Genomic DNA, 25,969 nt, shown 5'->3' with positions numbered 1-25,969 from the left:
ATTGGAGTTCTTGTGAAAACACTATTGGTATCTGTTTTGGTATTATTAGCAGGAGCTGCTCAGGCAAGCGAAAAAGAATATAGACACATTCATTGCGAAGGTACGGCAACAATTCAGGGTTCTATCTTTAAAAAGACTGAGTCCATTGTTTTGGACTTCAACGTGAATGGTGGCGAGGTTTATAAAGTTGCGCACATTGCTAAAATTGGTGATGAAACCTACGGACACGATGAAGGTATTTCTTGGTGCAAACGTGCATCCACTAATACTGTTTTTTGTATTGGTAGTGGTTACGGCAACGGACCTGAGCTTAATGTAACAATCAATTTACCTGCCGGTACTGCATCCGGTACGTATTTCAATCCTTGGGCTTCAATGGGTATTGAAGTTCCGAATGAATACAACACTTATCAGTTCACAGATCTTAAATGCAGATAGGCTGTAAAGCCAAAAACCAAAAAAAGGGCCCCGTGAGGGCCCTTTCGCTTATCTAACTACGGCATTTGTTCCAAGCCGGAATTCAGACCCTTAAAGACTTCAGAGAGAGCGTTTTCGTAGGCGGCAGCGATATCAGATCCCACTTTGCGACCGAAGGATTTAAACTCCATGCAGCTATTGGAAGAAGCATTGGCTTTGCCTTTTTTTGGAATGTCCAGAGAGCCAGTCAAAAGAACACAGCCTTCCTGGAATTCCGCTGTTTTATAATCCTGAATAGTCAAAGTAAGTTGGTTAGCTGCATTGGATTTCAATGCGATATTTTGTCGGCCCAAAGCCAAAGTCAAAACACGAGTCACCTCAGCCGTGATTTCAGCCGTGTGATTTCTGAACTCAGGGGCGCGGTTGTCCACGATGTTCAAGGACATTTCGCGAGGATTTAATCTTTCCATTGGAGGAACGATAACCTTTGTGGATTCAAGACGTGGGGAGTCCTTGATTGTTCCTTTGCTCACGCAACCGGAAAGGACAAGTAGACCTGCCGCAACTGAAAATACCAAAACTTTTGCTGTCATAACTAGATGCTTTCTTTGTTCTCTTCCACAAGGCTGAGAAGTTTGGCGTAAAGGTCCATTTTTACCGCACCCGTTTTTTCTTTTTCTTTATAAAAACGGCTGACCGGACTTTCTGGAACTCCGCTGTTTTCAAAAACCAGACGATCGATGATTCTTTGAATCTGAGTCATCGAAAGTCCGCGCTTCTTCTCATTGATAATCGCATCCACCATTTCAATCAAGGCATTTCCGGTGATGCGTTTGTCTGAATTCAAAACATCTGCTCGGTCGCAGATACCTTTAAGGATATGTTCCGGTTTGCTTTTGCCCGCAGCTACTGTGATCAAGTCACGATAAGCGGACTGGAAGGAGACAATATGTCTTCTGTGCTTTTCACTCAAACGAGCATCACGGGTTTTGGCGAAGCTTGAAAGAATGTGTTTAAAGAAATCATTCTCCAGCATAAAGCGCTTTTCAAAAGGCAGGGGACTTTTTGCCAGAATTTGTGGCAACTCACGCATGATAGTGCGCATATTGAACAGGGCCGCGTGATTCACACCGTCGGCGACCTTTTCAGTGGTGCCACTGATTTTCGCACGCTCAAAGAATGAGAACTCCTTGTCAAAGTTTTCAAAAAGACCTTTGTTTGCAAAAATGTTTTCACGCTGGGTTTCATTGAATCCCATGCGATACAGAATGCGGTGAGCGCGGGCCTGATCAAAATGTGAATTGAATTTTTCAACTATTGGATGATTTGCGAAAGTGCGCAGGGACTTCTTTTTTCCAGTTTGCAGATAGTCGGCCATTTGGGTAAAGACCTGAACAATCAATTTCGCTTTGGCTTTTTGTTCATTCAGATTTGTCGAGAATCTTTCCACGTCATCATAACGATATTTGTCGTGACGGATTCCGAATTGGCGAACGCTTCCGTAGTCAATGATTCCAGCGTCAGCCAGGACGTTGTCACCATCCCAATCAAGCCAGGCAAAGATATAGTCGGTATCCAGTTGAGCAGCAAATCCGGCGAAGGATTTACAGACCTGCTCAAGCATTTCATCGTACTTTGCATTGCCGCGGGCCTTGATGTTCCAGGCCTTGTTGGAAACCTGGCGATCAATAAAGTAGTCCGTTGCGGCTTTCAGTTCCTGAATGCGCTCTTGCTTTAAATACAAAAACAAATGGGCCGGGCGAATCAGGTTTGTGGCAGCGCGAACACCGATTCCGTAACCTTTTCCAAGGTCGACGATGCAAAGGACACGTTCTGTGTTAATACCTTGCAAGTGCATGATCTCGGCCAGAATTGAAGCGCCGAAAAGTTCGTCTATTTCAGCCAGACCACATCCATAGCCGAACTCAGTGCCACCGGTTTTCAATGGACGATTTGCCTGGACAGCCCCAGGAGACAGGCGGGTCACGCCTGTACCGCGACTGGATACATCCCAGGTCATTCCACGATGGTAAACAGTTCCATTCCAAATGCCACGGCCGTCACCAGAAGTTTTTCCCTGCTTGTTGGCGTGTTGCAATTGCAGATAGCGTGTAGCCATGTATTTGTGGGGACGGATGGTCGTGGGATCGATGCGACGATTTGAAAGCTCATCGTATTCATTAATGATTTGAATGGAGAAAGTTTCGATCAGTTTGTCTTCCAGTTCATCGGTCATTGTTTCCGGATGATCTGGCGGTATCAGGCCCATTTCTTTTGCCAGGATAAAATTGAAGTAGGCGATTTTGCCGGTGTTCAGCTGACGAACGCGATAAGCGATAAAGCCATCTTGAACCGCTTCCATCCAGGGATGTACACCATTCAGTTGATCGAATGAGGAATAGAAGCTTTCTTGAGCTAACTTTTTAGCGCCGTTGTGCTTAACCGTCATCTTCTTCCACACTCCTAGCAGAAAAATGAGATTCACTAAAATTGTCGCCGTTCTGGCTGTACTTTAATATTAAGCCCTAAAAAGAGCAAAAGTCCTACTGGACTGGACGTAAAAGTCCTTTTAGGACCTTTCACAAACCAAAGCCGTGTTTATTTTGTTTTGAAGTATGGGGTGTCTTATTTGAAGACGGCGCCAGCGAAGCCACCATAGGGCGTTCTAAGGTTTGTGACTTGTCCCTGATAGATTCTTGCAACGACCATTTGTAAGCGCCCCTGATAAGCGTAACAGCGCAAATCGTATTTAAATTTCTGCTCGCCCTCTGGGGTTTGGAACGGGATTTCCGGTGCTGGCACGTATTCCATGGCAATGATGTCAGGGGATAGCAGGGATTCAAAGGTTTTGCGGCTGATGGATTGACCTTTGTAGCTTTGTTTGGAGCCATAGGCGTTCTTTGGTTTAAAGAATAAATTCTTACGCATGCTCCAGACTTCCTCGGGATTGGCGTGGCTCATGTCGTAGGATTTAGGCACGGCATTTCGCAAAGTTTGAATTTCTGAATCACTTAATCCATGCGCTTCAAAGAAGCCTGGTTGGCTCCACTCGATCAATCTTTGTTTGTCGGCAAGCAAAAGGTATTCGTAGGGATTTGGGGAAAGACATACATCCCCGCCAACGAACTTGCTTTTAAGAACCTGGCTGGAGTCTTCGGTCAAAAAGAAATCAGTGTAGCGATTGTAAATGAACTGCGGATCGAAGTTGTTGAATAACTCGCGGTAATCCAAAATTCGTGAATCCCAGCCAAAGGATTTAAAAAGTTCATTGTAAACCAGAAATTCCGCGAACAGTTTTTGTTCTGATGGATTTTCATCGGTGATGGCGACCTTCAATGGACCGGACGCGGGCGCTTGGCCCTGCAGAGTCAGTTCTTTCAGAATATCCGTGCGAATCTCATCCCAGGAAAAATCCGCTACCGGCAAAGGCAGCTCCAGGGCTTTGTACATTTCGTGGCCCAAAGCCAGGAAAGAGGCGTTGGTATTTACTTCGATCAGTTTCAGTTGTTGATTTTCATCCAGGTGAAAATCGTAGCTCATCATGATGGACTTGTTGCCGGGATCTTTGAATCCTTTGAGGGCCGCAAGATCCTGGTAGTGCTGCTGATAGGATTTCTTTTCCCGTAAGTTAAAAAAAGTTGAAATAATCTGCTGCGCTTGTTTCAGAACGGAGGAAGGCAGCTCGACATGAAAGGGCGAGAGTAAATTATCTGCAACAATACTCTCCAGCTGCTCTTTATTGAGATCTGGGAAAGATTTTTTAATTTGCGCAATGAATTTGTCCTTTAAGCTCACCTTGACTCCTGCTACAAAACTACCACATTGATAGCGCTTTGCGAGTGAAAGACAAGGAGAAACTGTGAAAATCATTTCATGGAATGTAAATGGGATCAGAGCCTGCCATAAAAAGGGCCTGGTGGATTTCGTTAAGAGCGAAAACCCCGATATCTTCTGTGTCCAGGAAACCAAAGCTCACATTGATCAGGTGGAGTTGGAGGCGCGTCAGTTGCATCGTCCTCATGCTTATTGGTCTTCCGCTGTCAAAAAAGGCTACTCAGGTGTTGCCACGTTCTTGGTGAACGAGCCGAAGTCCGTGAAACACGGAATAGGCATTGAAGCTTATGATTCCGAAGGGCGCATCGTGATGACCGAGCATGCCCACTTTGATTTGTATAATATTTATTTCCCAAATGGTGGTTCCGGTGAGGAACGTCATGGTTTCAAACAGCAGTTTTTGAAGGACCTGAATGTTCACTTGAAAGAAAAGCTGGCAACCGGCAGACAGATTGTGGTCGTTGGTGATTACAATGTCGCGCATGATGATATCGATGTTTTTGATCCGATTCGTTTAAGCAAAGTCAGTGGATTCTTTCCTGAAGAGCGCGCGTGGTTTGATTCATTTTTGAATCTGGGCTTTATCGATACGTTCCGTTACTTCAAGCCGAACGAGGCGAATCGTTACTCTTGGTGGTCTTACCAGGAAATGGCTCGTCCAAAAAACAATGGTTGGAGAATTGATTATATTTGTATCTCGAAAGGTCTGGAGAAAAATCTGGTTTCGGCAGATATTCTGGATCAAGTTGAAGGTTCCGATCACTGCCCAGTGGTTGCGACTTTGGAATTTTAAAAAAGGACTAAGTTATGTTCGTGATTCCTCTTCCCTGGGTGATTGCAGAAATTGTTATTTTCTTTACCTCGGTTCGTTTCTTCGGGTTTTTTAACACAATGATGTTTTACTTTCTGCCGTGTCTGTTGGGTTTCCTGATTGTGAATACGGTGGGGCGTATGGCGATGATGACCCTTCAATCCACGGTTTCACGTGGTCAGTTGCCGGCAAGCAAGCTCTTGCATTCCGGAGCGATCTTTATCGCCGGGTTGGCGTTGCTAGTGCCGACGTTCTTTACGCGATTGCTCGCAATCGTGCTGCTGCTGCCGGGGCTTCGTCACTTGGCGGTGTGGAGATTCAAGCTGTACATGGCCAAGAAAATGGCCAGCGGTTCGGCGCGTGTCTTTAATTTCGGTGCGGGACCCTTTGGCTTCGGTGGGTTTGGCGGAATGGGCGGCGGTGGTCCACAAGCAGGCGGCCCTGGTGGCTTTCAGTATTATGAGTTCCGCAACGATGGCAGTGGCTTTAGAGAAACGCATGAGGATGCGGCTCAGGAGCGTGAGTTGACCGACGTTGAGGTTTTGGATGTCACGCCTTTGGAAATCACGCACGAACAAAAGAAGAAAGACGAGTAGGTACGGACTTACTTTTAGTCGTAGGGATCGTTAAAAAAAAGGCTGGAGATCATCCAGCCTTTTTTATTTCTTGGAGAAAGTGTGTCCGTACCTCTGGGGCGAACTAGTTGTCGACAGAGGTGATGCTGCGCTTTGTGTTTTGTGCGGCGATCACCGGAGCAAAGTATTTTCTAAACATGCTTTGACCCAAGTGCGCGGATTTTACTGTCCAGAATTTTTTGTTAACAGTGATAGCAGCGACTGCGATCTTTCTGTTCTCTTCCAAAGCGTAACCTACGAACCAATCAACGCGGCCCTTAGGGTTGTCTCCCGTTAAGTGACCAGTCTTGCCACCCATTTCGATTTCTTTGTATTTGCGATCTTTAGTGATTGGACGGAAAGATCTGCGGGAAGTTCCGGCCAATACAGTTTGTTCCATCAATTCACGAACTTTAACGGCAGACTCTTTAGTCATCGTCATGCCTTTTTCCATCGTGTGACCTTGATAAACAGTTTTGCCCTCTTTGTCCTGCATCGAGTTCACGATGTAAGGAACAACAACTTTACCATCATTCGCAACAGATGCTGCGATCATCGCGCCTTGCACAGGGCTCATGCGATTTAGCTTGTTGTAACCAGAAGCAGCTTCAGCCATTTCGAAGCCTTTGCCTGGTGGAATGTAGGCAACGCCCATATCCACAGGGAAGTCGGCAGCGATCTCTTGGTTAAACATGAAGCGATTAGAGTATTCATTCAAATCTTCTGGATGAAGATTTTCGATGCTCAAACGGCCAAAGGCTGTATTGATGGAGCGCGCAAAAGCGTCTCTCAAAGAAATCACATTGGTCCAACGAGTCACGCGATCAGAAAGCACGTTCTTTTTGTAAAGCGTGTAAGCGCCGCCGTTGTAGTGAATCTTGTGTTCTGGCTCGATGCCGGCTTTATCCACCGCTGCTGTTGCAGTTACCACTTTGAAAACGGAAGCTGCTGGGAACGTTGCCTGAAGATTCAAATTGTTTCCAGTTGGGTTGTCGCGTTGAAAACTCGACATCGCCAAAACCTCACCAGTCGTGGCATCGATCATGAAGATCGCGCCGTAATCAGGCTTGTAGGCTTTCAGCAGGCGGTCTGCTTCTTGTTGCAATGAAGTGTCGATCGTGTAATTGACCGCAAACTGCTCGTCATCGCCATCCCAATTCAATTTCAACTGAGTGGGCAATTCGTTGTTTTTAATTTTATCATTCAGCGCATGCGCAATTTGTGCGCGCTGTTCGATTTGTGATTGAAGTTGTTTTTCAGCCTTTGCTTCGGGTGTGGCAGAGGCCGTGAAGCCCATCAGAGAATAGAGTGCCACTCCACAAACGCCTGAAAATACGAATAGTTTTAACAAGTTAGGTTTTCTATTAGATCGCATATCTTTTAATCGTAGCACCATATTTTTGTCAGTTTCAAGGCCATTCTCAGAAGAAGTCACTTGAAACTGGCTCAGAGTGCGACTTTTAAGGGTTATGACGTGACTCGCGCAATAATTTGGACTAAAGACTTAAGTCCATGAAGACTAAAGAACGCATCCTCGTTACCTCCATAGAACTCTTTAATCGCAGTGGTGTTGTCGCTGTGACAACCAATCACATCGCGAAAGCCATGGATATCAGCCCTGGAAATCTTTATTTCCACTATGACAACAAGGAAGAAATTCTGGTCGAGCTTTTCACTCGTATGTGCAAAGAGACTTACGATGTATGGCGTCCTCGCCGCGTTAAGAAAGTCATTCCTCAGGATTTCATCAACGACAATTTCGATCTTTACTGGCGCTATCGTTTTTTCCATCGCGAGATGTATGCGCTTCGCCGCAAGGATCTTGAGCTGGCCAAGATGTGGAGAGCCCACATTCAAAAAATGATGAAATTAATGGTGATCCTGTACCGTCAATGGGTTCGTGAAGGCAAGATGGTCAAAATCAACGACGTTCACGAAATGCAGTACGTGGCAGAGTCTTTGTTGGCAATGTCGACGACCTTCCTGCAGTTCTTTGAATCAGCGGAGCGCCAACCAGGTCGCCGCACGATTGAGCGCGGAAAGCGCCACGTAACGCGTCTTCTGTACCCTTACACAGCTGGCGACACAAAAGACGAGTTTGAAAAAATTCTCAAGTCCTAGCCGTTTTTGTCACCTCTCCCCTCTGTAAAATCGAGTAGAGGTGGCAGAGTCATTGCTTATAGGAAATCTATCAACACGAAAGGTTTCTTCATGAAGGCAATGATCACTGCGTTTTTGTTCTTACTGACGGCAACTGCTTCTGCGAATACCAATTCAGAAAAATGCACGGCTTTAAAGGCCGAGCTCATCGCAATGCAGGCGGCTCAGGCGCAGATCATGAACAGCCTTGTGAGCAATCACGAAACCTTCGCATCGACCCTGGAAGAGTACTCCGACAATTTGACGGGTGCTTCGGGTCAATCCTCTAAGAAATCAATCACCAGAGACATGAAATCCTCGGCGAAGGCCTTTCGCACACGTGGGGTGCAGGGCAAGCGCATGGCTGAAAAGCTTCAGCTAGGCACCGAGGACCTTCTAAATCGTGTTTCTGAGTGTCTATAGGCGGCTCGGGGGAGCTAGCCCTATAGCAGAGGGGGCTCGAGGGCGACCGAAGTCTAGTAGGTCGCCTTTCGTTAAAATCGTCCGATCAATATCTCAATCCGAGAATCCATTGCGTTTGAAAAGCAGCTCTATTTCCTTTTAAAAGTCCCAGGTGTATAATTTAACGCTCAGCATGATGTGAAAGAAGATGTCATGATGTCCGGAAAACCGGGTATTTAGCATAGTCGCATCATTGTCCACAAACATTGAAATAGTAGTATTATCAATGAGTTGTATAGCTGTAAGTTGATGTAAGATTTTTTGCTTGCAAAAAATACAGGGCTGGAACTTAATAGTTCAGTTCCAAATTGGCACTCAAGTCTCGATGGAACGAGGGGGGCAGTATGGCTATCTCTGAAAAGTTGGTCGGCGAATGCAGACAGCGACTTTTGCAATCGAAGCAGGACATCCTGAACAGGGTTAAAGAAGCTCGATTGAATTTGGACCAGAACGAGGAAAAGGGCGGCGACGAAGGCGATCAAACAGTTCGCGTTCTTGCTGAACAAGAATTCCTTAGCATGCACGAAAGACTTCGTTCGCAGCTAATGGAAATCGAATCGGCTCTGGCACGTATCGAAAACGGTTCTTTCGGTTTCTGCGAAGAAACTGAAGAGGAAATTGAGCCAGAACGTCTGCGCGCAATTCCTTGGACTCGTCTAAGCATCGAAGGTGCTGAGATTCGCGAGTCAGTGAACAAACGCTACGCTCGCGGTTAAGAGCATTGAATTAGATATCTAGAGGGGATTGAAAGGGAGTGGGGCTATGCCTTATTCCCTTTCGTATTTTAAGGGCTGCTAGTGTCACCGAAAAACGTCATTCCCGAGCAAATTGACCCTGTAATCGAACGGGTTGACTCCACTTCCCTGAAAATCAGGCACTAACCTTGCTGTAAATATCTTCGTGAAGGAGATATTCACCATGCGTCTCAAAATGAAACATTTCAGATCACTGTTGTTTTCGTTGGTTCTGCTGTTGGTGTCCCTTGCGGGCGCAGCGGAATGGTCAGAGATCGCAAACTCCCAGCACTCGCTAAGAAGCCTTGGAAAAGAATTTTATGTTGATGTTCCAGTGGCACCAATCCAGGGGGCGCGTTTGATTTTGTTCAATGCGGATGCCGCAAAGAGATTGGGCCTTGAAGTTCCCGCGGATCCTGCGGTCCTTGAGAAAGTTATCCTGGATAACTTTGCTCTTTTCGTGAATCCAGAAAATCCAACGAAACACATGATGGCCACTTACTATCAGGACTCTGGCAGAAAAGGCCCTGGTGAGGCAAATGGCGATGGCCGTGCTGTTTGGACCGGTGAAAGCAAATTAGGTAATGGATCCGTTGATTTTGTACTTAAAGGAATCGGTGTCACTCCTCTGGCTTGGACAAATCACCCTGAATCGGGTCATAAGGATGGCTTGCAGGCCGTAGGCGAAGCGGTCCACAGCTTTGTTCACAGCGAGGCGAATTTTAAAAATGGGCTGGATAGCACTGTCGATTTGGCGGTGATCGAGATTCCACTGCAAAAAGAGAACAAGTATACCGGAAAAATGGAAAATGCCACCATCACTCTGCGTGCTGGCGATCAATTCCGTGTTGCTCATCTGGCCTATCATAGTGATAACATTTCAAATCAAAAGAAGTTTTTCAATTATATCATGGATCGTGAATTTCGAGTTAAAGACCCCGTGGAGTACTTCCGTCAGTTCACTTTGAATTTGTCGGAGGAAGCGGCTCGTATGTACGACCTGCATGCAGTACATGGTAGCCCCACGCTGGGCAATCGTTCACTTCGCGGGTCGACCATTGATATGGGTACCTTCCGCTACCTTGATGCGAATCATGGCGAGTACAGCTATTTGTTCAATCGAATGTTCCACAGGAAGCAAAAGGAGCAAATGCGCTCCTATATCAGAAATAATTTGGACTTTCTGCTTTCAACCGGTGTGATCGCCAGAGAACAGTATCCGACAATCTCGGCAATGGGAGATCGACTGTTTGATGATACCTATAAAGAGACACTGACAAAGCTGTGGCTGGGGCGTTTGGGTCTGAATGAAATGCAGATGGCTAAAATTGGTCCCGAAATTAGATCTCGTTTTTATTTGGATGTCTTCAGATTGTACGAAGAGTCTGCAAATACTAAAACGACCCTGGCGGGGCAGGAGATTAAGCCCGCAGCCATTGATGTCAGACAGATTTTTAAAAATATCCTGGCTCATCTTTCGGAGGGAGGAGACCTTAACAAGCTGACTCCGGTCAAGCGCCCTTGGATGAATTCGGATCGCAGTTATTTGTATCGTGATTTTAAAGACACTGCTGCCTATATCATTCGCTCACTCGATTTGAGCAAAGACGAATGGCGCGAATTGTATCTTCGCAATCAGAAGGCGAATGCCAGCGTTCGTGAGGTTCCGACTGACGATCTGTTCTTTCAAAAAGAGAAAGTCATCACAGAAATGATCGAGAAAAAGAAAAGTTACGTCGAAATTTCAAAAGTCGCCATGGATTCAGTTAACGACCTTGTGGATGATCTGTTGGAGCGAACAGCGCAGCCCGAGGGATACAGAATGATGTCGGGCTTAAAAAAATCCACAGCAGTTGCCGTTCGCTGTGAGAAAGTATTCTTTTAGAAGTTAACACCCAAGCCAACAGTTCCATAGAATGTCGACAGAGTCGCACCGGATTCGTCGGCATTGGTGAAATCATATTTCTTCACACCAAAACCAAGCTCACCGAAGAAATTATTGGTCCACAAAACTTTTCCGTGGAAGTTCAACAAGAAGTCATTACCCATTTTGGTGCCACTGTCGGTGGAACCAAAGAATTGGATGTATTCCATATCCACGAATTTTGGATACTTCATGAACGGGATGTAGTTTAAAAGATCGTCGAAAGCCTTCGGCATCGAACGAGCCCAGAATAGACCGGCTCCCATCTTATTTGCCTTTTGTTCGCCAATCGTCAGCGCTTCGTAGGCAAAGATGGCTCCGACAGTCTCGTCGCGCTCCCACAAACCTTGCGAGAATCTGTAGCGAAGGTCGACCTCAGTGGAATTAAGAGATACCTTTTCAGTCTCATCGTTTTCTTTGGTCGCAGTCACGTCAGCCAGGGATGTGAAGTACTTGGCAGATACACCCCAACGTTGTTTTGATAGATAGCGATTTTGCCAATCAAACAAATCATTGAACCAGTATTGCAGGTGGACTTCGCCAACGAAGGTGGAGCCGCCTTGAGTTGTGGAAATACCACTCAGTCGCAAGCTCGCTTCACCTGCACCACCGCGGTAAACTTCAATATAAGCTTTGTGCGGTTCAGTTTTGGATTGTTCGCCTTCTGAAACCAAAAGTTGCGGTTTATTCAATTGGTATTTTTGATCGGCCGAGAACTTCCAGTTGCGGAGATCAGAATCCTTGTCTTTTTCATCCAAGGGCTCCAAGCCTTCAACCTTGGCGTCCTTGTTCACCTTGATCTTCATTTGATCCTTGGTGCTGTAAGTGCCTTGCAGGACGTCTTTATGAGCGAAAAGACGATCCTTCTGTTTTGGATAGTTTTTAATTTCCAATTCATAAGTGAAAACACCGCCGTATTTTCCGGCAAAATGAAGTCGTGGATTTTTCAGTGCCACGTCCATCTCCCAAAGATCACTTGGCTCTGCGATGGTTTTTTGAAAACCCAGAGTTTTGGTGATAGCTCCATAGATGATTCTTGGAGTGACTTTGGAATCACCAACCGGAGCAGGCAGGGCACCTTTAAAGGTGATGGCATCCTTGTTTGTGCTTTCGATGAAGTCGCGCAGGTCGGGTTGAATAGGTTCAGACATGAATTCGTACGTGGCACCCGATTTCAGAGTTGCCAGGAAGCCCACCGGGGCGCCAATGGCGACTTCCAGATTGTCTTTCAGGTTTTTGCGCTCTTCATTTAAGGCAATAATTCGCGGAGTGGCATCAGATTTTACGTAATCCAGGATGATTTCGTCGCCTTTGATCTCGATACCGTAGTTCTGAGTACACATTGCCGTGAAACCTTTTTCGATTTCAGAGCGCAGACAGAAGCGAAAGTTATTTCCAGATTGCCACTGAGGGCCTTTTTCGCTCTTAAGATCGAATTTCCAGTCACCGGACTTGTCCACTTTGGTTTTCCAAAGTTCTTTACCAAAACTGTCGATGATCGACAGATCACCAGATTGCATGATGGTCGTATCCCAAGTGACTTTTAACTGACCGTTTTCAACGTCAGCTGCCAGGGAGTCGCTATTGAAGACGTAGTCCGCGATTTTAAGTGAGTTGCCTTTGTCGGATTTCAAATCGTAGGCAATCACCGGAGCTTTGATTTTTACATCAGGCTCGCTGACTGCAAAAAACAAAGGCCGAGTATAGTCGTCGGATTCCTTAGGTTCAGCAGCCGGAGTTTCAGCAGCAACTGGAGTCGCAGTTGGCGATGGTTGTGCGGCAACAGGTGTTGCTTCGGGAGCTGGGCTCGCGGGCTTTGCGTTTTCTGTTGCGGTTGTTTTTGCAGAGCTTTTTTTAGTGGATTTCTTTGTTTGTGCTGATGTGCTGATTGAAAAGGAAACCAACGCCATCACAATCAAGCTGCTAATGCTAATTTTCATTCTACGTCCCGGTTAGCTGTTTCTTAACATTATGAGAGAAGCCTAGGGGACAGAGCAATAGCGTGGATAAGGATTAGGACTGAAGGCGATATAAATGAACTGAGCGACAGCACCGTCTTAAACTGGGATTAGAATTTGCGAATAAGACCCACAACAATCCCGCGAATCTCGACCTGATCAGGTGAGTACCACATGGACTTCATGGTTGAGTTTGATGGACGCAGCTCAACCTGTTTTTCGGAAGCACCACTTTCGGGACGGGCGCGCAGATAAATGCGCTTCACGGTCGCTTCATTGTCCACTGTCGCCACGACGATATCGCCATTGCCCGCGGACTTCTGCTCCTGAACAAGGATGATATCCTCATCGAAGATGCCATCTTCGATCATTGAATCGCCTTGAACCTTAAGAGCAAAAGACTTGGAAGGGTTGCGTACCATTGAAGGTGGCACATCAACGAACTCATCGTGTTTGAAATTTTCAATTGGCTGACCCGCTGCTACTTTCCCAAGTAAGGGAAGGGACAGGATCTCGTCACGAGCCTGGAGGAGCTTAGTGCGATGAGATCCCGTCGTCGTCGAGACTTTTGCTTGCAAGTGATCCTGAACAGCCGAAGCTGAATGAAGCACTTGGATGGCTCTTTTTTGGTTCACCGGGTTGGTGATATAGCCTTTGGTCGTTAATTGTTTCAGATAATTCTGAACTGAATTGAACGAGGCTAGACCAAAATGATCCTTAATTTCCTGATATGACGGAGAAATACCTGAACTTAAGATGTGGGCCTCGATGTACTCGAGAACCGATTTTTCTTTAGGCGTCAGTGATGGGAGGGGCAATTTCTTTGTCATAACTTACATACAACCTACAGTGTAAATAATATGTAAGTCAAAAAGAAAATGGTCCAGTTTTCTGCTTTACGATCTGCGCCATCGATAAATTGGAAAGCCCCAACAGTGGCGACTGCTGGGGCCATTTATTTAGTGGTTCTTATAGAATATTAAGTGCGAATTATTCTTTGCGAGGGCATTCTTTTTTAGCCTCGTCACAGACTGTATCTAGCTTGGCAATCTCTGGCTTCGCTTCAGATGCAATTTGGCGAGAAACTGTAGCCGGAGGGCTGTTTTGCGCGTGACTGACCGGCGTCATCGAGCAGTTTTGGTAGAAGAGTATCACGACGGGATTTATTACCAACATCGCGACAAAACTAAAACTACCTTTGTTAACCATACCATCCTCCTAAAACACAACAATGGGTGCTAAAAATCACACCTTTTACATTACGGACGTTTGGCGGTAAGACTTTAGTCGTTTTCTAGCCTTTCTCAGATTGGCGCAAAAAAAGGCGTTTTCTCATCTTGAGAGAATTTAAAGACGTGGGATAATAGAAAGTAATGATGAAGCCACTTCGTTACCTAATAGCAAGTTTGATATGTATTCTCGCAGGAACTAATGCTGCCCAAGCAGAGTTCACTAATCTTTCAGAGACCTGCGTGAATGATCTTAAAAAATTCCCAGGGGCGTGGGATGACAAACTATTGAAGCAAGCATGTGCCAAAGTAGTTATGGATCCACAATGTGTGAGCGTTGAGGGCAGACCTATTTATCACTACGATAAAATGTCCAGCGAACTGGGGTCCAAGAAAGTTTTGGTTATCAGTTTGATCCATGGTGATGAAACACATGCGGGCACTGTGGGACGTTATTGGATGGAGCGCTTGGAAGGAATTGATCCAAGAAATTCCTGGAGAGTCGTTCCCGTCATGAATCCGGATGGTGTTAAGTACAAAACCCGCACCAATGCGAACAAAATTGATGTGAATAGAAATTTCCCAACAAAAGATTGGGAAGTAGGCGCTGTCGATGCGTGGAAAAAATCAACGAAAGAAAATCCTCGTCGCTTCCCGGGTAAAGAGGGCGGTAGTGAGCCTGAAACCAAATGTGCGATTCACCACATTGATGATTTCAAGCCTGACTTCATCGTCTCTGTTCATACGCCGTTGAAGGTGTTGGATTTTGATGGTCCGAAATTTTCTCCGCCACCGAAGTTCGATTATCTTCCGTGGAAATCCTTGGGGAATTATCCGGGCAGCTTGGGTCGCTATATGTGGATGGAGCGCAACACTCCGGTGTTGACGATGGAGTTGAAGGAAAATCTTCCGCCGAATCTGGCACCGTTTGATAAGCTTCAGGATATCATCGGTACGCTGGTGAAACTGGATGCGGCAAGAAAAGCCTCCAATACTTCCTCGGCAAATCCTCCGAGTAAATATCTCCCCCTGGCTTTTGATGTGAATCAATAAACGAAAAAACCCGCTGCGAAGCGGGTTTTTTATTTTTAGCTGAGTGTGAAAATTTCTTTCAAATCCTGATCCACTTGCGGCGTGATATTCACTTTCAGTGCGCCCAGGTTTTCCTGCAACTGCTCCACATTAGTTGCTCCCAGAATCACACTGCTCATGCCCGGTTGCGCTGCCACCCACGCCAATGCCAGCTGCGTGCGCGAACATTCCAGGGCGTCAGAGATTTTCTTCATCTGCTTTACGCGATTTACATTCTGCTCGTTGTAAAGTGATTCGCGAAGATTATCCATACGGGCAAGACGTCCCTCGGTGATGCCGCCATCATATTTCCCGGTCAGCAATCCCGAAGCCAGTGGCGACCAGGTGACCAGGCCCATCCCGTGTTCCAGTGCCTTGGGTTGTGCGTTGGATTCAAATTTCTGGCGCGCGATCAGACTGTACTGTGGTTGTTCCACCTGCGGTTTGTAGTAGCCACGCTTGTCACAGACATCCATCGCTTCCTGAATTTGTTCAGCAGTCCATTCGCTGGTGCCCCAATACAAAATTTTTCCGTGATGAATCAGATCGTCCATGATGCGAATGGTTTCCTCAACCGGAGTGTCTTCGTCAAAGCGATGGCAAAAATAGATGTCCAAGTACTCAGTGCCGATTCTTTGCAGGCTTCTGTTCACGGATTCCAGAATGTGCTTTCGTGAAAGGCCCTTATCGTTGATGTTTTCACTCATTGGCCAGAAAACTTTTGAAGAGATCACCAGTTCATGGCGGGGGAGTTCTTTCAAGGCACCGCCCATCATGCGTTCGGCATCACCCTTGGCATAGACATCAGCAATATCGAAAAAATTTATTCCCGATTCATAGGCATGATGAAGAATGCTGCGAATGGAAGTGAAGTCTTTGACGGAGCCACCGAAGGTCGTCCAGCCTCCCAACGAAAAAGTGGAAAGCTTAAGGCCGCATCGGCCCATACTGCGAAAGGACATGTTTTGATTGGACATAAAAAACTCCCTTCAGTGGAGATCTTCCGACTGAAGAGGGTGAGAGTAAAGCTTAGTGCAGGACAGGTGGCTGTAAGTAGTGGTTGATTTCAACCAACCGATCTTGATGGCTCACAACGGAGTCCTGGATTTCCATCAACTTCAGCATCAAGTTGTCTTTTGCCAACTTGATCGCCAGAAAGATGTCGCTGTGGACTCCTTCGGCTTCGACTTTGGCGTCGCCTTCAGTGAGGACAATCGCAATGCGAAACAATTTGCTCAAATCGCGACGATCGAACTCCTTGCCCTCTGTTTCATACTGAAGCGCGAGTTTTTTAGGATTCCGGGCAACGACTGTGACCACTGTTTCCGGCGTCACAAAGCCGTCAAACTCGTTGATCATTTGATAGATGAACGACTTAACTTCCGGGTTTTCTTCAATAAGTTGAATGGTGGGGTTTTGAAGGTTCGTCATAGGCGGCCTCCTTTTCCTTATTATCAGTTTAACAATGGGGTTGGAATTTGTCTGGTCAAGTTGGCGTCGGCATGAAAAATAATTTGAAAACCAATAGGTTTGATTTAGAATCGCAGACCTGGACTAAAGATGTGTGTCATTGTGAGACGTAATGAAATTAGAAGCTGGCTGGAAATCAAGATTACAAAGTGAGCTCGACAACGATTCGATGAAGAAGCTGACAGCTTTTCTGCAGAAGGAATCCAAGTCGGGGAAAACCATTTACCCTCAGGGAGATGAGTATTTTGCAGCTTTTAATTTGACGCCTCTGGATAAGGTGAAGGTTGTGATTGTGGGGCAAGATCCCTATCACGGTCCTGGCCAGGCCCATGGTTTGTGCTTTTCAGTCCGCGAGGGCGTGCGTTTTCCTCCCTCTCTTTTAAACATATTTAAAGAACTTAAAAGTGATATGGGTGTCGAGATTCCTAAAAGTGGATCTCTGATGAAGTGGGCGGAGCACGGTGTGCTTTTGCTTAACGCAGTTTTGACCGTCGAAGACGGCAAAGCGGCAGCCCATTCGGGCAAAGGGTGGGAACAGTTCACGGATCGAGTCATTCACGTGCTTAACGAAGAGCGTGAAAACCTGGTGTTCATCCTTTGGGGAGCCTATGCCCAAAAGAAAGCGGCTTTCGTGGATCGCAAAAAACACTTTGTCATTGAGTCGGTGCATCCGTCGCCATTGTCGGCACATCGCGGCTTTTTTGGAACAAAGCCCTTCTCAAAAGCCAATGAGTATCTGACGTCCAAGGGCAAAGAGCCTGTGGACTGGAGCCTTTAGGACATGTAAACTGGTCTCCTTGAATTACAAGTTGAATTACAAGGAGACTTTCATGAAATCTGTTTTCGCACTTTTCATCGCACTTGCCGCATTCCAACCTTCATTCGCTACAACATCTGAAGATGTAAAACAAAAAACATCTGAAGCAGCAGCTTCGGCTGTGAACTATACAAAAGCACAACAAGAAGCTTTCCAAAAAGAGATGGAAGCAAAACTTGCTGAAATGAAAAAAGAGATCGCAGAACTGAAAAAATCCGCAGCTGCGAAAACTGGCGAAGCCAAAAATGAAATGAATCAGCAAATCAACAGCCTTGAGAAAAAACAAGATGGCATGACCAAGGATCTGGCGCAGTTGAAAAAAAGCTCTGGCAAAGCCTGGGGTCACATGAAAGATGGCATGAGCAAAGCCTGGGACTCCATCACTGACTCGTATTCCAAAGCCAAAGCTGAATACGCTGAGCAAAAGTAATCTTAAAATGAAGTTACAAAGCACGCTTGTTTTTTCCAACGAACTTCCCCCGGTAAAAAAGCTGGGGGAGGAAATTCTTCTGATTTACGATCAGATCCTGGCACAAAAATCCCCGTCGTTCGGAAAATGGGCGAAAGGGATTTCCTTAAAGTATCCGGTGAAAGCCGGTGAGCACCTAAAAGATATCGAACAGTTTCCCCGCCATATCAAAGCGATCACCAAGTTGACCGAGCAGACTTCAGTGAAGAAGCTGACTGTCGTGGTTGTGGGTGGGGGAAGTGTTGGGGATTTTGGTGGCTTTGTTGCCAGTATTTTGAAGCGCGGTGTGCGCCTGATTAATATTCCAAGCACCTGGCTGGCGGCCATTGATTCAGCTCACGGTGGCAAGACAGCTCTTAATGTTGGTGGGGCCAAGAATCAGATCGGGACTTTTTATCCTGCAGATCAGATTATCATGGTTCGCACTGTGCTGATGGCCCAACCTGAAGCCCGGGCCTTTGAGGGCTTTGGTGAGTTGATTAAAATTTCCCTGATCGAGGGCGGTAAACTTTGGTCTTCGTTGGCGAAAGAAAAACAGATAAACTCCAAAACTTTGTGGAAGTATCTGGAAGCGGCCGTTCACGCAAAATACAAAGTGGTTGCAAAAGATCCCCATGAGAAAAAAGGAATTCGTCATGTCCTGAATCTGGGACATACCATCGGTCATGTGCTGGAAAGCCATTACGAACTCCCCCATGGAATCGCCATCAATTACGGTTTGAATTTTGCCCTGCGCTTCAGTGTGCAGAAAAAAGTCATGAAGCCCGCCGAGGCGTCTCGTCTTTTCGGTGAGCCGGTGATGGGATTCTTGTTGTCTCCATTGCGGGATGATCTGATTTCAGTCAAAAGCAGTGACCTTGCGGAATACCGTCGACTGTTGTTAAGCGATAAAAAGAAAACGAAAGCGGCAACGCTGCGTTTTGTTTTTGTTAAAAAACCTGGAAAGACGGTGATTCAGGAAGTGACAGTGGACGATCTGTTGATCGAGCTTTGTCGTCAGCGTGAAGAGGAGCTTCATGGCTGATTTTCGTTTTCAAGGGAGCATTCCTGGTTCCAAATCCGTCTTCAATCGCGCATTGATTGTTAAAAGTTATTTTCCGGTGTTGGATTTACACGGATTCGCGGATTGCGATGATGTGCGCTTTATGCGTGAGGGACTGAAGGGAATCAAAGAACGCAGTCGCATTGATTGCGGTGAGGGCGGAACCACATTTCGGTTCATGGCCTTGCGGGCCTCCCGTGTTCGCGGCGTGCATATTTTAAAAGGAACTCCTCGTCTGATGTCGCGCCCTCAGCATGGTCTGATCGATTTATTGCAACAGCTGGGGATTCAGGCGCAGATCAAAAAAAATGAAATGCATATCGTCAGCGAAGGCTGGAAAAAGTTTAAAAACCGCGTGATCAAAGTCGACACGACGGAATCCTCCCAATATGCATCAGCTTTGATTTTAAATTCATGGCTATTGGATTTCGATCTGGAATTTCAATTGGTGGGCAGCAAAGTTTCTGAAAGTTACTTTCTGCTGACTTTGGAAATGCTTAAAAAAATGGGTCTTCGGATCAAACAGACTCCGACCGGGTATCTGGTTCCTATGGGACAGCGCCTGGAAAAATTGTCTTTCGATGTGGAAGCCGACATGAGTTCGATGTTCACGATGGCCGCGGCCGGTGTGCTTGCTGGTGAATCGGTGATCGAAAATTATCCTGAGCAAACACAACAGCCGGACAAGGTGTTTGTGGACATCTTCAAAAAAATGGGCGCGCAGGTTGATCTGGATGAAAGAACCTTAACAGTCAGAAAGCCTCAGCATTTAAAAGCTGTGGAATGGAACTTGTTTCAATGCCCGGATTTATTTCCGGTGTTGGCGGTTGTGTGCAGCTTTGCTGAAGGCACCTCCAAATTGCATGGAGCTCCGCAACTGGTGGCCAAGGAATCAAACCGTATCGCAAAAGTGGCGGACCTGTTAACCTTGTTGGGCATTCAGCATGAGGTTTTGGAGGACGGCATGATAATTCATGGTAATCCACAACAATCACTGAAAAAAGGTGTCGTTTTCAATCCTGACGAGGACCATCGCATGGTGATGGCTGCGGTTCTGATGAAACTAAAAGGTCACCAAATTAAAATACAGCATCCAGAGGCCATCAACAAAAGCTTCCCGGAATTCTGGGACATGATTGGAATCAAACCATGATCACACTCATCATCGGTCATCGCGGCACGGGAAAAACGGATTTGGTCAAGCGCATGCAGCTGACCATGTCCCATCCGGAAGTTGCATATTTGGATTTGGATGATGAGATCGAGAAGCGCATAGGGAAAACCATTCGCGAATTGTTTTTGGAGCACGGGGAAGCCTATTTTCGGGAAATGGAAAAACAAATTTTCCTGGAAGTGTTGCAAAAACCTTATCGCGATATTTTTTTAGTCTTGGGTGCGGGCTTTGATGTGACGACTGTACCTGCGGATTTGCATGTTTTATGGGTAAAGCGGCAAACCGACTTGGACGGCCGGATTTTCTTAAACAGACCTCGTTTGAATCCGGATATGTCGCCGTTGCAGGAGTATATCAAGCGCGCCAGCCCTCGTGAGGTTCGCTACCAGGAAGTCGCCGATGAAGTGTATTTGATGCCGGAAGGAATTTTCGAGCATCATCATCAGGTGCTGGGGCTGGAAAGACGAATCCTTTCTGGTCAATTGCATAACATTACCGGTGGTATCACCGTGGAATCCTCGGTTTTTAAAAAAGCTCAGCGCTTTGAACTTTTTAAAAAACGCTATGCCGGCCGGGGCGTGGATTATTTTGAATTGCGCGATGACTTCCTGAATGAAGACCAGATTCTGCAGTTCATCCAGGCGATGCCGGAGGAGAAAATCGTTTTCTCTTTCCGTGCAGTGAAAGACCGCGCGGATTGGTGGAGCTCGGAGAAGGCGCAGTTTATTCTGCAAAAAGCCTCATGGATCGACTGGCCGCTGGAGCTGGGTGTGCCGACCGAAGTTCTGGATCGTCTGGCAAAAGAGAAAATTATTTTATCCGCCCACGAAAGTGTTCATCTTTTTGATTTGCAAAAGCTCGAGAATGAAGTGGGGCATCTTAAATTCGCTCCGTTGATTGAAAGCTTTTCTGATCTGCAGCGTTTGAACAAGTGGCAACAGGAGCAGGATGATTCCCGCAGCTTCCTGCCGCGTTCAAAGGATGGTCGCTGGGCCTGGTACCGCTTGTTGCAAAAAGGCCGTCAGATGATCAACTTCTGGCGCGAGGGCCAAGGCAGTGCTGGTGACCAGCCAAGTTTATTTCATTGGATGATGACTCCAATAGCAGCGAAAAGTTTTGCCGCGGTTTTGGGAGATCCGGTCGATCACAGCTTTACTCCCGTCGAGCATTCAGATTTTTTTGCATCACGGAACCTGCCGGTATTTGCAATCCGTATTTCTCGTGAAGAGTGGGACGTGGCGATGCCGATTTTGCAGGAGTTGGGATTGCAGTATGCAGCTGTGACCTCGCCTCACAAAGAGCGCGCGGCCAGATGGTGCTACCATCCGACACTTCCCGCGGTGAACACTTTGTACTTCAATAGAAAGACTTCCAAGTGGATGGGAACCTCCACGGATGAAGCGGGCTTTGTGGAGCTGATCGAGGGCGTGGGAATGCTGGCGCCGCTGCAAAAAGAGATTGCAGTGTGGGGCGGTGGCGGAACTTTGCCGATGATTGAAAAAGTACTTCCCCACGCCAGTTATTACTCGGCTCGAACGGGGGAGTTGCGTGAAGGGTCAGAGTCTGCGGACGGCGTAAATCCGAAAGTGGTTATTTGGGCGGCTCCCAGAGTGGATGATACCTACATGCCACCGGCTGACTGGACGCCGGCTATGATATTTGATTTAAATTACAAAGAAGACTCTGTGGGGCGCGAGTATGCCCAACTAGCCAAGGCCAATTATGAGTCCGGATTAAAGATGTTCGTGGCTCAGGCACAGCAACAAAGAATGTTTTGGAAAGAGTGCGAGGAAAAAGCATGAGTTCAGCTAATCAGTTTGGTTCGCGTTTTACGATGACCTCTTTTGGAGAGAGTCATGGAACTGCACTTGGGGTTTTGATCGATGGCTGTCCAGCGGGCGTGCACTTTGATTCTGAAGTTTTGACTCGGGAATTGGAAAGACGCAGACCGGGCCATCACGGCTCAGGTCAAATCGTTTCCGGTCGCCAGGAGGCTGATCAGGCAGAAGTTCTGAGTGGTGTTTTCGATGGGAAAACTTTGGGAACTCCGATTGCCATTATTGTTCGCAATCAGGATGCACGTTCTCAGGACTATGATAAAATTCAAAAAGCACCACGGGCCGGTCATGCGGATGATATGTGGAAAAATAAATTCGGTCACAGTGATCATCGCGGTGGCGGCCGTTCGTCAGGACGTGAAACCGTTTCGCGAGTCATGGCAGGTGCCGTGGCAAAAATGCTGATGACCGAAGTCAGTTCGCGCACCAAAGTGATTGGTTATGCTTCGCAGATCGGTCCCATTGATTTGCCGGATACGGATCGCAAGAACGTTAAGAATGTTAATGTGGATTCCTTTCAGGCAAGATTTCCCTCCAAAGACGATCAGCAAGTGGCTGATCTGCTAAAGAAAGCCCAGGAAAGCGGTGATAGTTACGGGGGCATCGCTGAAATCCTGATTCAGGCTCCACCGGCCTCTTTGGGGCAACCGGTATTCCATAAGTTAAAGTCTGATCTGGCTCAGGCTTTCATGAGCGTTGGTGCGACCAACGGATTTGAGCTGGGTTTGGGTTTTGAGTCTGTGAAAGTGCCGGGCACTGATTTTCATCAGGGTCATCAGGAAGTCTATGGCGGTATTCGCGGTGGCATTTCGACAGGCGAGGATATTTTATTAAGAGTTTCGTTTAAGCCAACCAGTTCGATTTTGGATGTGGCGAAAAAAGGTCGTCACGATCCGTGCATAGTGACACGGGCAATCCCGGTCCTCGAGGCCATGACATGGCTGGTATTGGCAGACCACTACCTCTGGGCTAAAACAGACAAACTCTAAAGGGGCAATTATGGTTTCTGATATTTTCACACCTGAATGGTGGACTGAAGTTCCTGGTTTTGATTTCAAAGACATTACTTATCATCGCGCTAAAGATCAGGGCACGGTTCGTATTGCCTTCAATCGTCCTGAAGTGCGCAATGCTTTCCGCCCGCAAACAGTGGACGAACTTTATATCGCCCTGGAGCACGCTCGCGTGACTCCTGATGTGGGTGTGGTGCTGATCACTGGAAATGGTCCTTCTCCGAAAGATGCCGGCTGGGCATTCTGTTCCGGTGGCGATCAACGCATTCGCGGTAAAGATGGCTACAAGTACGAAGACAAGGAAGCTGCTGGTAAAGCGGACCTTGCACGCTTGGGTCGTTTGCATATCCTGGAAGTTCAACGTTTGATTCGCTTCATGCCTAAGATCGTTGTGGCTGTTGTGCCAGGCTGGGCTGTGGGTGGTGGTCACTCACTTCATGTGGTCTGCGATCTGACTTTGGCCAGCAAAGAACATGCGATCTTCAAACAAACGGATCCGGATGTGGCAAGCTTCGACAGCGGTTACGGTTCTGCCTATCTGGCTCGTATGGTGGGTCAAAAACGTGCTCGTGAAATCTTCTTCCTGGGTCGTAACTACTCGGCACAAGAGGCCTTTGAGATGGGTATGGTGAACGCCGTTATTCCTCACAAGGATCTTGAGAAGGTTGCTTTGGAGTGGGCTGCTGAAATGAACACGAAAAGTCCAACCGCAATGCGCATGCTGAAGTTCGGTTTCAACATGATCGATGATGGTCTGGTGGGACAGCAATTGTTTGCAGGTGAGGCAACCAGACTGGCTTACGGTACTGAAGAAGCAGTCGAAGGCCGCGGAGCTTTCGTCGAGAAACGCGATCGCGATTTCTCCAAGTTCCCTTGGCACTACTAAGAAGGTCTTAGAGGGCTTTTAAAAAACAGACCGAATTAGGTACAAATTATTATTTAGTGGGAGGAGAATAAAGCCATGAAACGGCGTTGTCTCCTCCTTCTTTTTATGACGCTTTTTATCTCGGGTTGCCCAACTCGGGAACAGCCAAAAATTCCTCCACCAAAACCACCGGAACCTCAGACAGAGACTCAAAACAAACAAGATGTGGGTTTAAATCACCGTCAATTGGATCAATTGGGTGGAATGGCCCCATTGGTGGGGCCTGGCGTCTATTTCTTAGTGATGCTCGCATAGAAAAATCTGCCGAAATTCATTTTCATTGGCCCTGAGGTTTGACCCCCGGAGTGAAATTAGGTACCACAAATCCATGACAAATATCTCTACTACGCTTGTGAAATCCCCAAAGGCACTTCCACCCTCTGACCAACTTGGATTTGGTCAATACTTCACAGACCACATGTTTGTGGCCAAGTACGCTGAAGGCAAGGGTTGGTATGAGGCTTCTATCGTTCCCTATGGTCCGCTTTCTGTGGATCCGGGAGCTTCGGTATTGCACTACGGACAAGCGTTGTTTGAAGGGATGAAGGCCTTTCGCCAAAACGACGGCCGTGTTGTCTTCTTCCGCCCTGAGTTCAATTATCACCGCCTGGCAGAGGGTGCAGAACGCATGTGCTTGGAAGCGCCTCCTATGGAGCTTTTCATGCAGGGTCTGCACGAGTTGACGAAAGTTGACGAGCGTTGGATTCCACATCAAAAGGGTACATCCCTTTACATCCGACCGACATTGATCGGGACGGAAGCGTTCTTGGGAGTTCGTCCTTCCCGTGAAACAACATTCTTCATTTTGTTATCTCCAGTGGGCTCTTATTACGCTGAGGGCGCTAAGCCCGTAAAAATCTGGACAGAGGAAAGATATCTTCGTGCAGCACCAGGTGGTTTGGGAGCTGTTAAGGCAGGGGCGAACTACGCCTCCAGCTTGAAGGCCGCTTTGGAGGCCAAACAGAAGGGCTACGCTCAGGTTTTGTGGCTTGATGTGGAGCGCTTGGGTATTGAAGAAGTCGGCACCATGAATGCGTTCTTTGTGTTCAATAATGAAATTGTGACTCCCGCATTGAACGGCAGTATTTTGTCTGGTGGTACCCGTGATGCGATCATTCAGGTTCTTAAGAAGAAAAATCTTCCGATCGTTGAAAGACGTATCACAATCACTGAAGTGATCGAACGCCTAAGTAAAGGTGAGCTGAAAGAAGCTTTCGGTACTGGTACTGCAGCCGTGATTTCACCGATTGGTGTGATTCACTACAACGAGAAAGATTGGACTATCAATAACAACGAAACGGGTCCATTAAGCTCCGAGCTTTACAGTGAAATCACGGGAATCCAGCAGGGAACAATTCCTGATTCGATGGATTGGATTTCTCCTCTGACGTAAAAATTCAGAATGCTGAATAAAAAAAAGGCTGAGATGCGATCTCAGCTTTTTTTTTATTCTTGTTTTCAGAATAGGAACTACAGAATTGCGTTTTCAGCGAATGGCGGCTGACCCGTGATGCATTTGATGTATTTGGGATTGATCACGACATTCTTTTTGCCGTTGAACCAGCGGATTTCCACGCGTTCTTGAGTTTCCATGTGTGTGTAAGTCGCGTGATCACCATACATCACCAAATCCGGTGTGCGCAGGTCTTCAAAGGACTTCACAGCAAGCATGATTTCTTTATTATCCAAGTCATTTACAACCATGTGGCCGCTCAAATCATCAACGATCTGGCCGTCTTTTTGGCCCTGAGTCAGCATGGCATCGAAGGTCTTTTCCAGTTTGGCAAAGTCCTCAGAGTTATGCACAACCCAACCGTGCGCTTGATAATCTTCAGCAGACGGGCAGAACTCACTTGCAAGAGATGTAGAACCTGCAAACAACACAGCAGCAATAATGCATTTCATTTTAGACTCCTTGGAAAGTGCGACTACTTTTTAACTTTCTGAGGTCGGAGTCAATGCGAAGTGGTTGATGAAAACAAAATAAAAAAGGCGTTCTTGGGGAACGCCTTTTTTCGCAATGAGCCG

The 25,969-nt window shown here is 46.8% G+C and carries 27 protein-coding genes; 17 read left to right on the top strand and 10 right to left on the bottom strand.

Annotation, left to right across the window (positions count from 1 at the left end; all coding sequences use genetic code 11):
• The first annotated feature begins 12 nt into the window (after positions 1-12).
• Positions 13-438 (top strand): hypothetical protein, encoded by a 426-nt coding sequence (locus ACLVWR_RS04765; RefSeq protein WP_413582746.1) that lies wholly within the window; start codon positions 13-15, stop codon positions 436-438.
• Between the two features lie 56 nt (positions 439-494).
• Here ACLVWR_RS04765 and ACLVWR_RS04760 read toward each other — a convergent pair whose 3' ends face one another.
• The 3 genes from ACLVWR_RS04760 to ACLVWR_RS04750 form a co-directional block, all read right to left on the bottom strand.
• Positions 495-1,010 carry a hypothetical protein gene (locus ACLVWR_RS04760; protein ID WP_413582745.1) on the bottom strand — a complete coding sequence of 172 codons (516 nt, stop codon included), beginning with the start codon at positions 1,008-1,010 and terminating at the stop codon, positions 495-497.
• 2 nt (positions 1,011-1,012) lie between these two features.
• A complete protein-coding gene (locus tag ACLVWR_RS04755; RefSeq protein ID WP_413582744.1) occupies positions 1,013-2,866 on the bottom strand; it encodes a hypothetical protein in 1,854 nt (617 codons plus the stop codon).
• Positions 2,867-3,042: 176 nt separating this feature from the next.
• A complete protein-coding gene (locus tag ACLVWR_RS04750) occupies positions 3,043-4,212 on the bottom strand; it encodes a hypothetical protein (protein WP_413582743.1) in 1,170 nt (389 codons plus the stop codon).
• A 64-nt stretch (positions 4,213-4,276) separates the two neighbouring features.
• Here ACLVWR_RS04750 and ACLVWR_RS04745 point away from each other — a divergent pair, with 64 nt between their 5' ends.
• Together ACLVWR_RS04745 and ACLVWR_RS04740 are read left to right on the top strand one after the other, a co-directional pair.
• Positions 4,277-5,044: an exodeoxyribonuclease III gene (locus tag ACLVWR_RS04745; RefSeq protein WP_413582742.1), complete on the top strand. Its 768-nt coding sequence runs from the start codon at positions 4,277-4,279 to the stop codon at positions 5,042-5,044.
• Between the two features lie 14 nt (positions 5,045-5,058).
• On the top strand, positions 5,059-5,658 hold the full coding sequence (locus ACLVWR_RS04740; protein WP_413582741.1) for an FxsA family protein: 600 nt from the start codon (positions 5,059-5,061) through the stop codon (positions 5,656-5,658).
• Positions 5,659-5,761: 103 nt separating this feature from the next.
• Here the strand turns inward: ACLVWR_RS04740 and ACLVWR_RS04735 are convergent, their stop codons facing one another.
• Positions 5,762-6,991 (bottom strand): penicillin-binding transpeptidase domain-containing protein, encoded by a 1,230-nt coding sequence (locus ACLVWR_RS04735; RefSeq protein WP_413582740.1) that lies wholly within the window; start codon positions 6,989-6,991, stop codon positions 5,762-5,764.
• A gap of 197 nt (positions 6,992-7,188) precedes the next feature.
• Here ACLVWR_RS04735 and ACLVWR_RS04730 point away from each other — a divergent pair, with 197 nt between their 5' ends.
• The 4 genes from ACLVWR_RS04730 (at position 7,189) to ACLVWR_RS04715 (ending at position 10,896) form a co-directional block, all read left to right on the top strand.
• A complete protein-coding gene (locus ACLVWR_RS04730; protein WP_413582739.1) occupies positions 7,189-7,797 on the top strand; it encodes a TetR/AcrR family transcriptional regulator in 609 nt (202 codons plus the stop codon).
• Positions 7,798-7,887: 90 nt separating this feature from the next.
• The gene (locus tag ACLVWR_RS04725; RefSeq protein WP_413582738.1) at positions 7,888-8,238 is read left to right on the top strand and encodes a hypothetical protein; all 351 of its coding nucleotides are present in this window, start codon (positions 7,888-7,890) and stop codon (positions 8,236-8,238) included.
• A 383-nt stretch (positions 8,239-8,621) separates the two neighbouring features.
• Positions 8,622-8,993 (top strand): TraR/DksA family transcriptional regulator, encoded by a 372-nt coding sequence (locus ACLVWR_RS04720; protein WP_088615720.1) that lies wholly within the window; start codon positions 8,622-8,624, stop codon positions 8,991-8,993.
• Positions 8,994-9,207: 214 nt separating this feature from the next.
• Entirely contained in the window at positions 9,208-10,896 is a 1,689-nt protein-coding gene (locus tag ACLVWR_RS04715) for a protein adenylyltransferase SelO family protein (protein ID WP_413582737.1), read from the top strand.
• Here ACLVWR_RS04715 and ACLVWR_RS04710 read toward each other — a convergent pair.
• From ACLVWR_RS04710 to ACLVWR_RS04700, 3 genes are all read right to left on the bottom strand, one after another.
• Positions 10,893-12,875, bottom strand: coding sequence for a hypothetical protein (locus ACLVWR_RS04710; protein WP_413582736.1), 1,983 nt, complete (start codon positions 12,873-12,875; stop codon positions 10,893-10,895). The genes ACLVWR_RS04715 and ACLVWR_RS04710 overlap by 4 nt on opposite strands.
• A 128-nt stretch (positions 12,876-13,003) precedes the next feature.
• Positions 13,004-13,723 (bottom strand): transcriptional repressor LexA, encoded by a 720-nt coding sequence (lexA, locus tag ACLVWR_RS04705; protein ID WP_413582735.1) that lies wholly within the window; start codon positions 13,721-13,723, stop codon positions 13,004-13,006.
• Positions 13,724-13,883: 160 nt separating this feature from the next.
• The gene (locus ACLVWR_RS04700; RefSeq protein WP_340597764.1) at positions 13,884-14,102 is read right to left on the bottom strand and encodes a hypothetical protein; all 219 of its coding nucleotides are present in this window, start codon (positions 14,100-14,102) and stop codon (positions 13,884-13,886) included.
• Positions 14,103-14,266: 164 nt separating this feature from the next.
• On the opposite strand from ACLVWR_RS04700, the gene ACLVWR_RS04695 reads away from it, so the two are divergent.
• Positions 14,267-15,175: a M14 family zinc carboxypeptidase gene (locus ACLVWR_RS04695; RefSeq protein WP_413582734.1), complete on the top strand. Its 909-nt coding sequence runs from the start codon at positions 14,267-14,269 to the stop codon at positions 15,173-15,175.
• Positions 15,176-15,210: 35 nt separating this feature from the next.
• Here the strand turns inward: ACLVWR_RS04695 and ACLVWR_RS04690 are convergent, their stop codons facing one another.
• Positions 15,211-16,170 (bottom strand): aldo/keto reductase family protein, encoded by a 960-nt coding sequence (locus tag ACLVWR_RS04690; protein WP_413582733.1) that lies wholly within the window; start codon positions 16,168-16,170, stop codon positions 15,211-15,213.
• 52 nt (positions 16,171-16,222) lie between these two features.
• The gene (locus tag ACLVWR_RS04685; RefSeq protein ID WP_340597761.1) at positions 16,223-16,624 is read right to left on the bottom strand and encodes a hypothetical protein; all 402 of its coding nucleotides are present in this window, start codon (positions 16,622-16,624) and stop codon (positions 16,223-16,225) included.
• 151 nt (positions 16,625-16,775) lie between these two features.
• On the opposite strand from ACLVWR_RS04685, the gene ung reads away from it, so the two are divergent.
• The 9 genes from ung (at position 16,776) to ACLVWR_RS04640 (ending at position 25,334) form a co-directional block, all read left to right on the top strand.
• Positions 16,776-17,441 carry a uracil-DNA glycosylase gene (gene ung, locus ACLVWR_RS04680; RefSeq protein ID WP_413582732.1) on the top strand — a complete coding sequence of 222 codons (666 nt, stop codon included), beginning with the start codon at positions 16,776-16,778 and terminating at the stop codon, positions 17,439-17,441.
• A 52-nt stretch (positions 17,442-17,493) separates the two neighbouring features.
• Complete coding sequence (locus tag ACLVWR_RS04675; RefSeq protein ID WP_413582731.1) at positions 17,494-17,910, top strand: hypothetical protein; 417 nt, start codon at positions 17,494-17,496, stop codon at positions 17,908-17,910.
• Between the two features lie 7 nt (positions 17,911-17,917).
• Entirely contained in the window at positions 17,918-18,973 is a 1,056-nt protein-coding gene (locus tag ACLVWR_RS04670; RefSeq protein WP_413582730.1) for a hypothetical protein, read from the top strand.
• Positions 18,966-20,144 (top strand): 3-phosphoshikimate 1-carboxyvinyltransferase, encoded by a 1,179-nt coding sequence (locus ACLVWR_RS04665; RefSeq protein ID WP_413582729.1) that lies wholly within the window; start codon positions 18,966-18,968, stop codon positions 20,142-20,144. The genes ACLVWR_RS04670 and ACLVWR_RS04665 overlap by 8 nt, the downstream gene beginning before the upstream one ends.
• On the top strand, positions 20,141-21,967 hold the full coding sequence (locus tag ACLVWR_RS04660; protein ID WP_413582728.1) for a shikimate kinase: 1,827 nt from the start codon (positions 20,141-20,143) through the stop codon (positions 21,965-21,967). The genes ACLVWR_RS04665 and ACLVWR_RS04660 overlap by 4 nt, the downstream gene beginning before the upstream one ends.
• Positions 21,964-22,992, top strand: a complete 1,029-nt coding sequence (gene aroC / locus ACLVWR_RS04655; protein WP_413582727.1) for a chorismate synthase — start codon at positions 21,964-21,966, stop codon at positions 22,990-22,992. Before ACLVWR_RS04660 ends, aroC begins: the two co-directional genes overlap by 4 nt.
• A 10-nt stretch (positions 22,993-23,002) precedes the next feature.
• A complete protein-coding gene (locus ACLVWR_RS04650) occupies positions 23,003-23,902 on the top strand; it encodes a 1,4-dihydroxy-2-naphthoyl-CoA synthase (RefSeq protein WP_340597754.1) in 900 nt (299 codons plus the stop codon).
• A 75-nt stretch (positions 23,903-23,977) separates the two neighbouring features.
• Positions 23,978-24,196 (top strand): hypothetical protein, encoded by a 219-nt coding sequence (locus ACLVWR_RS04645; RefSeq protein ID WP_413582726.1) that lies wholly within the window; start codon positions 23,978-23,980, stop codon positions 24,194-24,196.
• A gap of 73 nt (positions 24,197-24,269) precedes the next feature.
• Complete coding sequence (locus ACLVWR_RS04640) at positions 24,270-25,334, top strand: branched-chain amino acid aminotransferase (protein WP_413582725.1); 1,065 nt, start codon at positions 24,270-24,272, stop codon at positions 25,332-25,334.
• Positions 25,335-25,411: 77 nt separating this feature from the next.
• Here the strand turns inward: ACLVWR_RS04640 and ACLVWR_RS04635 are convergent, their stop codons facing one another.
• Positions 25,412-25,846, bottom strand: coding sequence for a hypothetical protein (locus ACLVWR_RS04635; protein WP_413582724.1), 435 nt, complete (start codon positions 25,844-25,846; stop codon positions 25,412-25,414).
• Positions 25,847-25,969 lie beyond the last annotated feature (123 nt).

It is taken from the genome of Bdellovibrio sp. HCB288 (assembly GCF_047305935.1).
Classification (GTDB): Bacteria; Bdellovibrionota; Bdellovibrionia; order Bdellovibrionales; family Bdellovibrionaceae; genus Bdellovibrio.
This window is presented reverse-complemented; position numbering and strand designations above follow the sequence as displayed.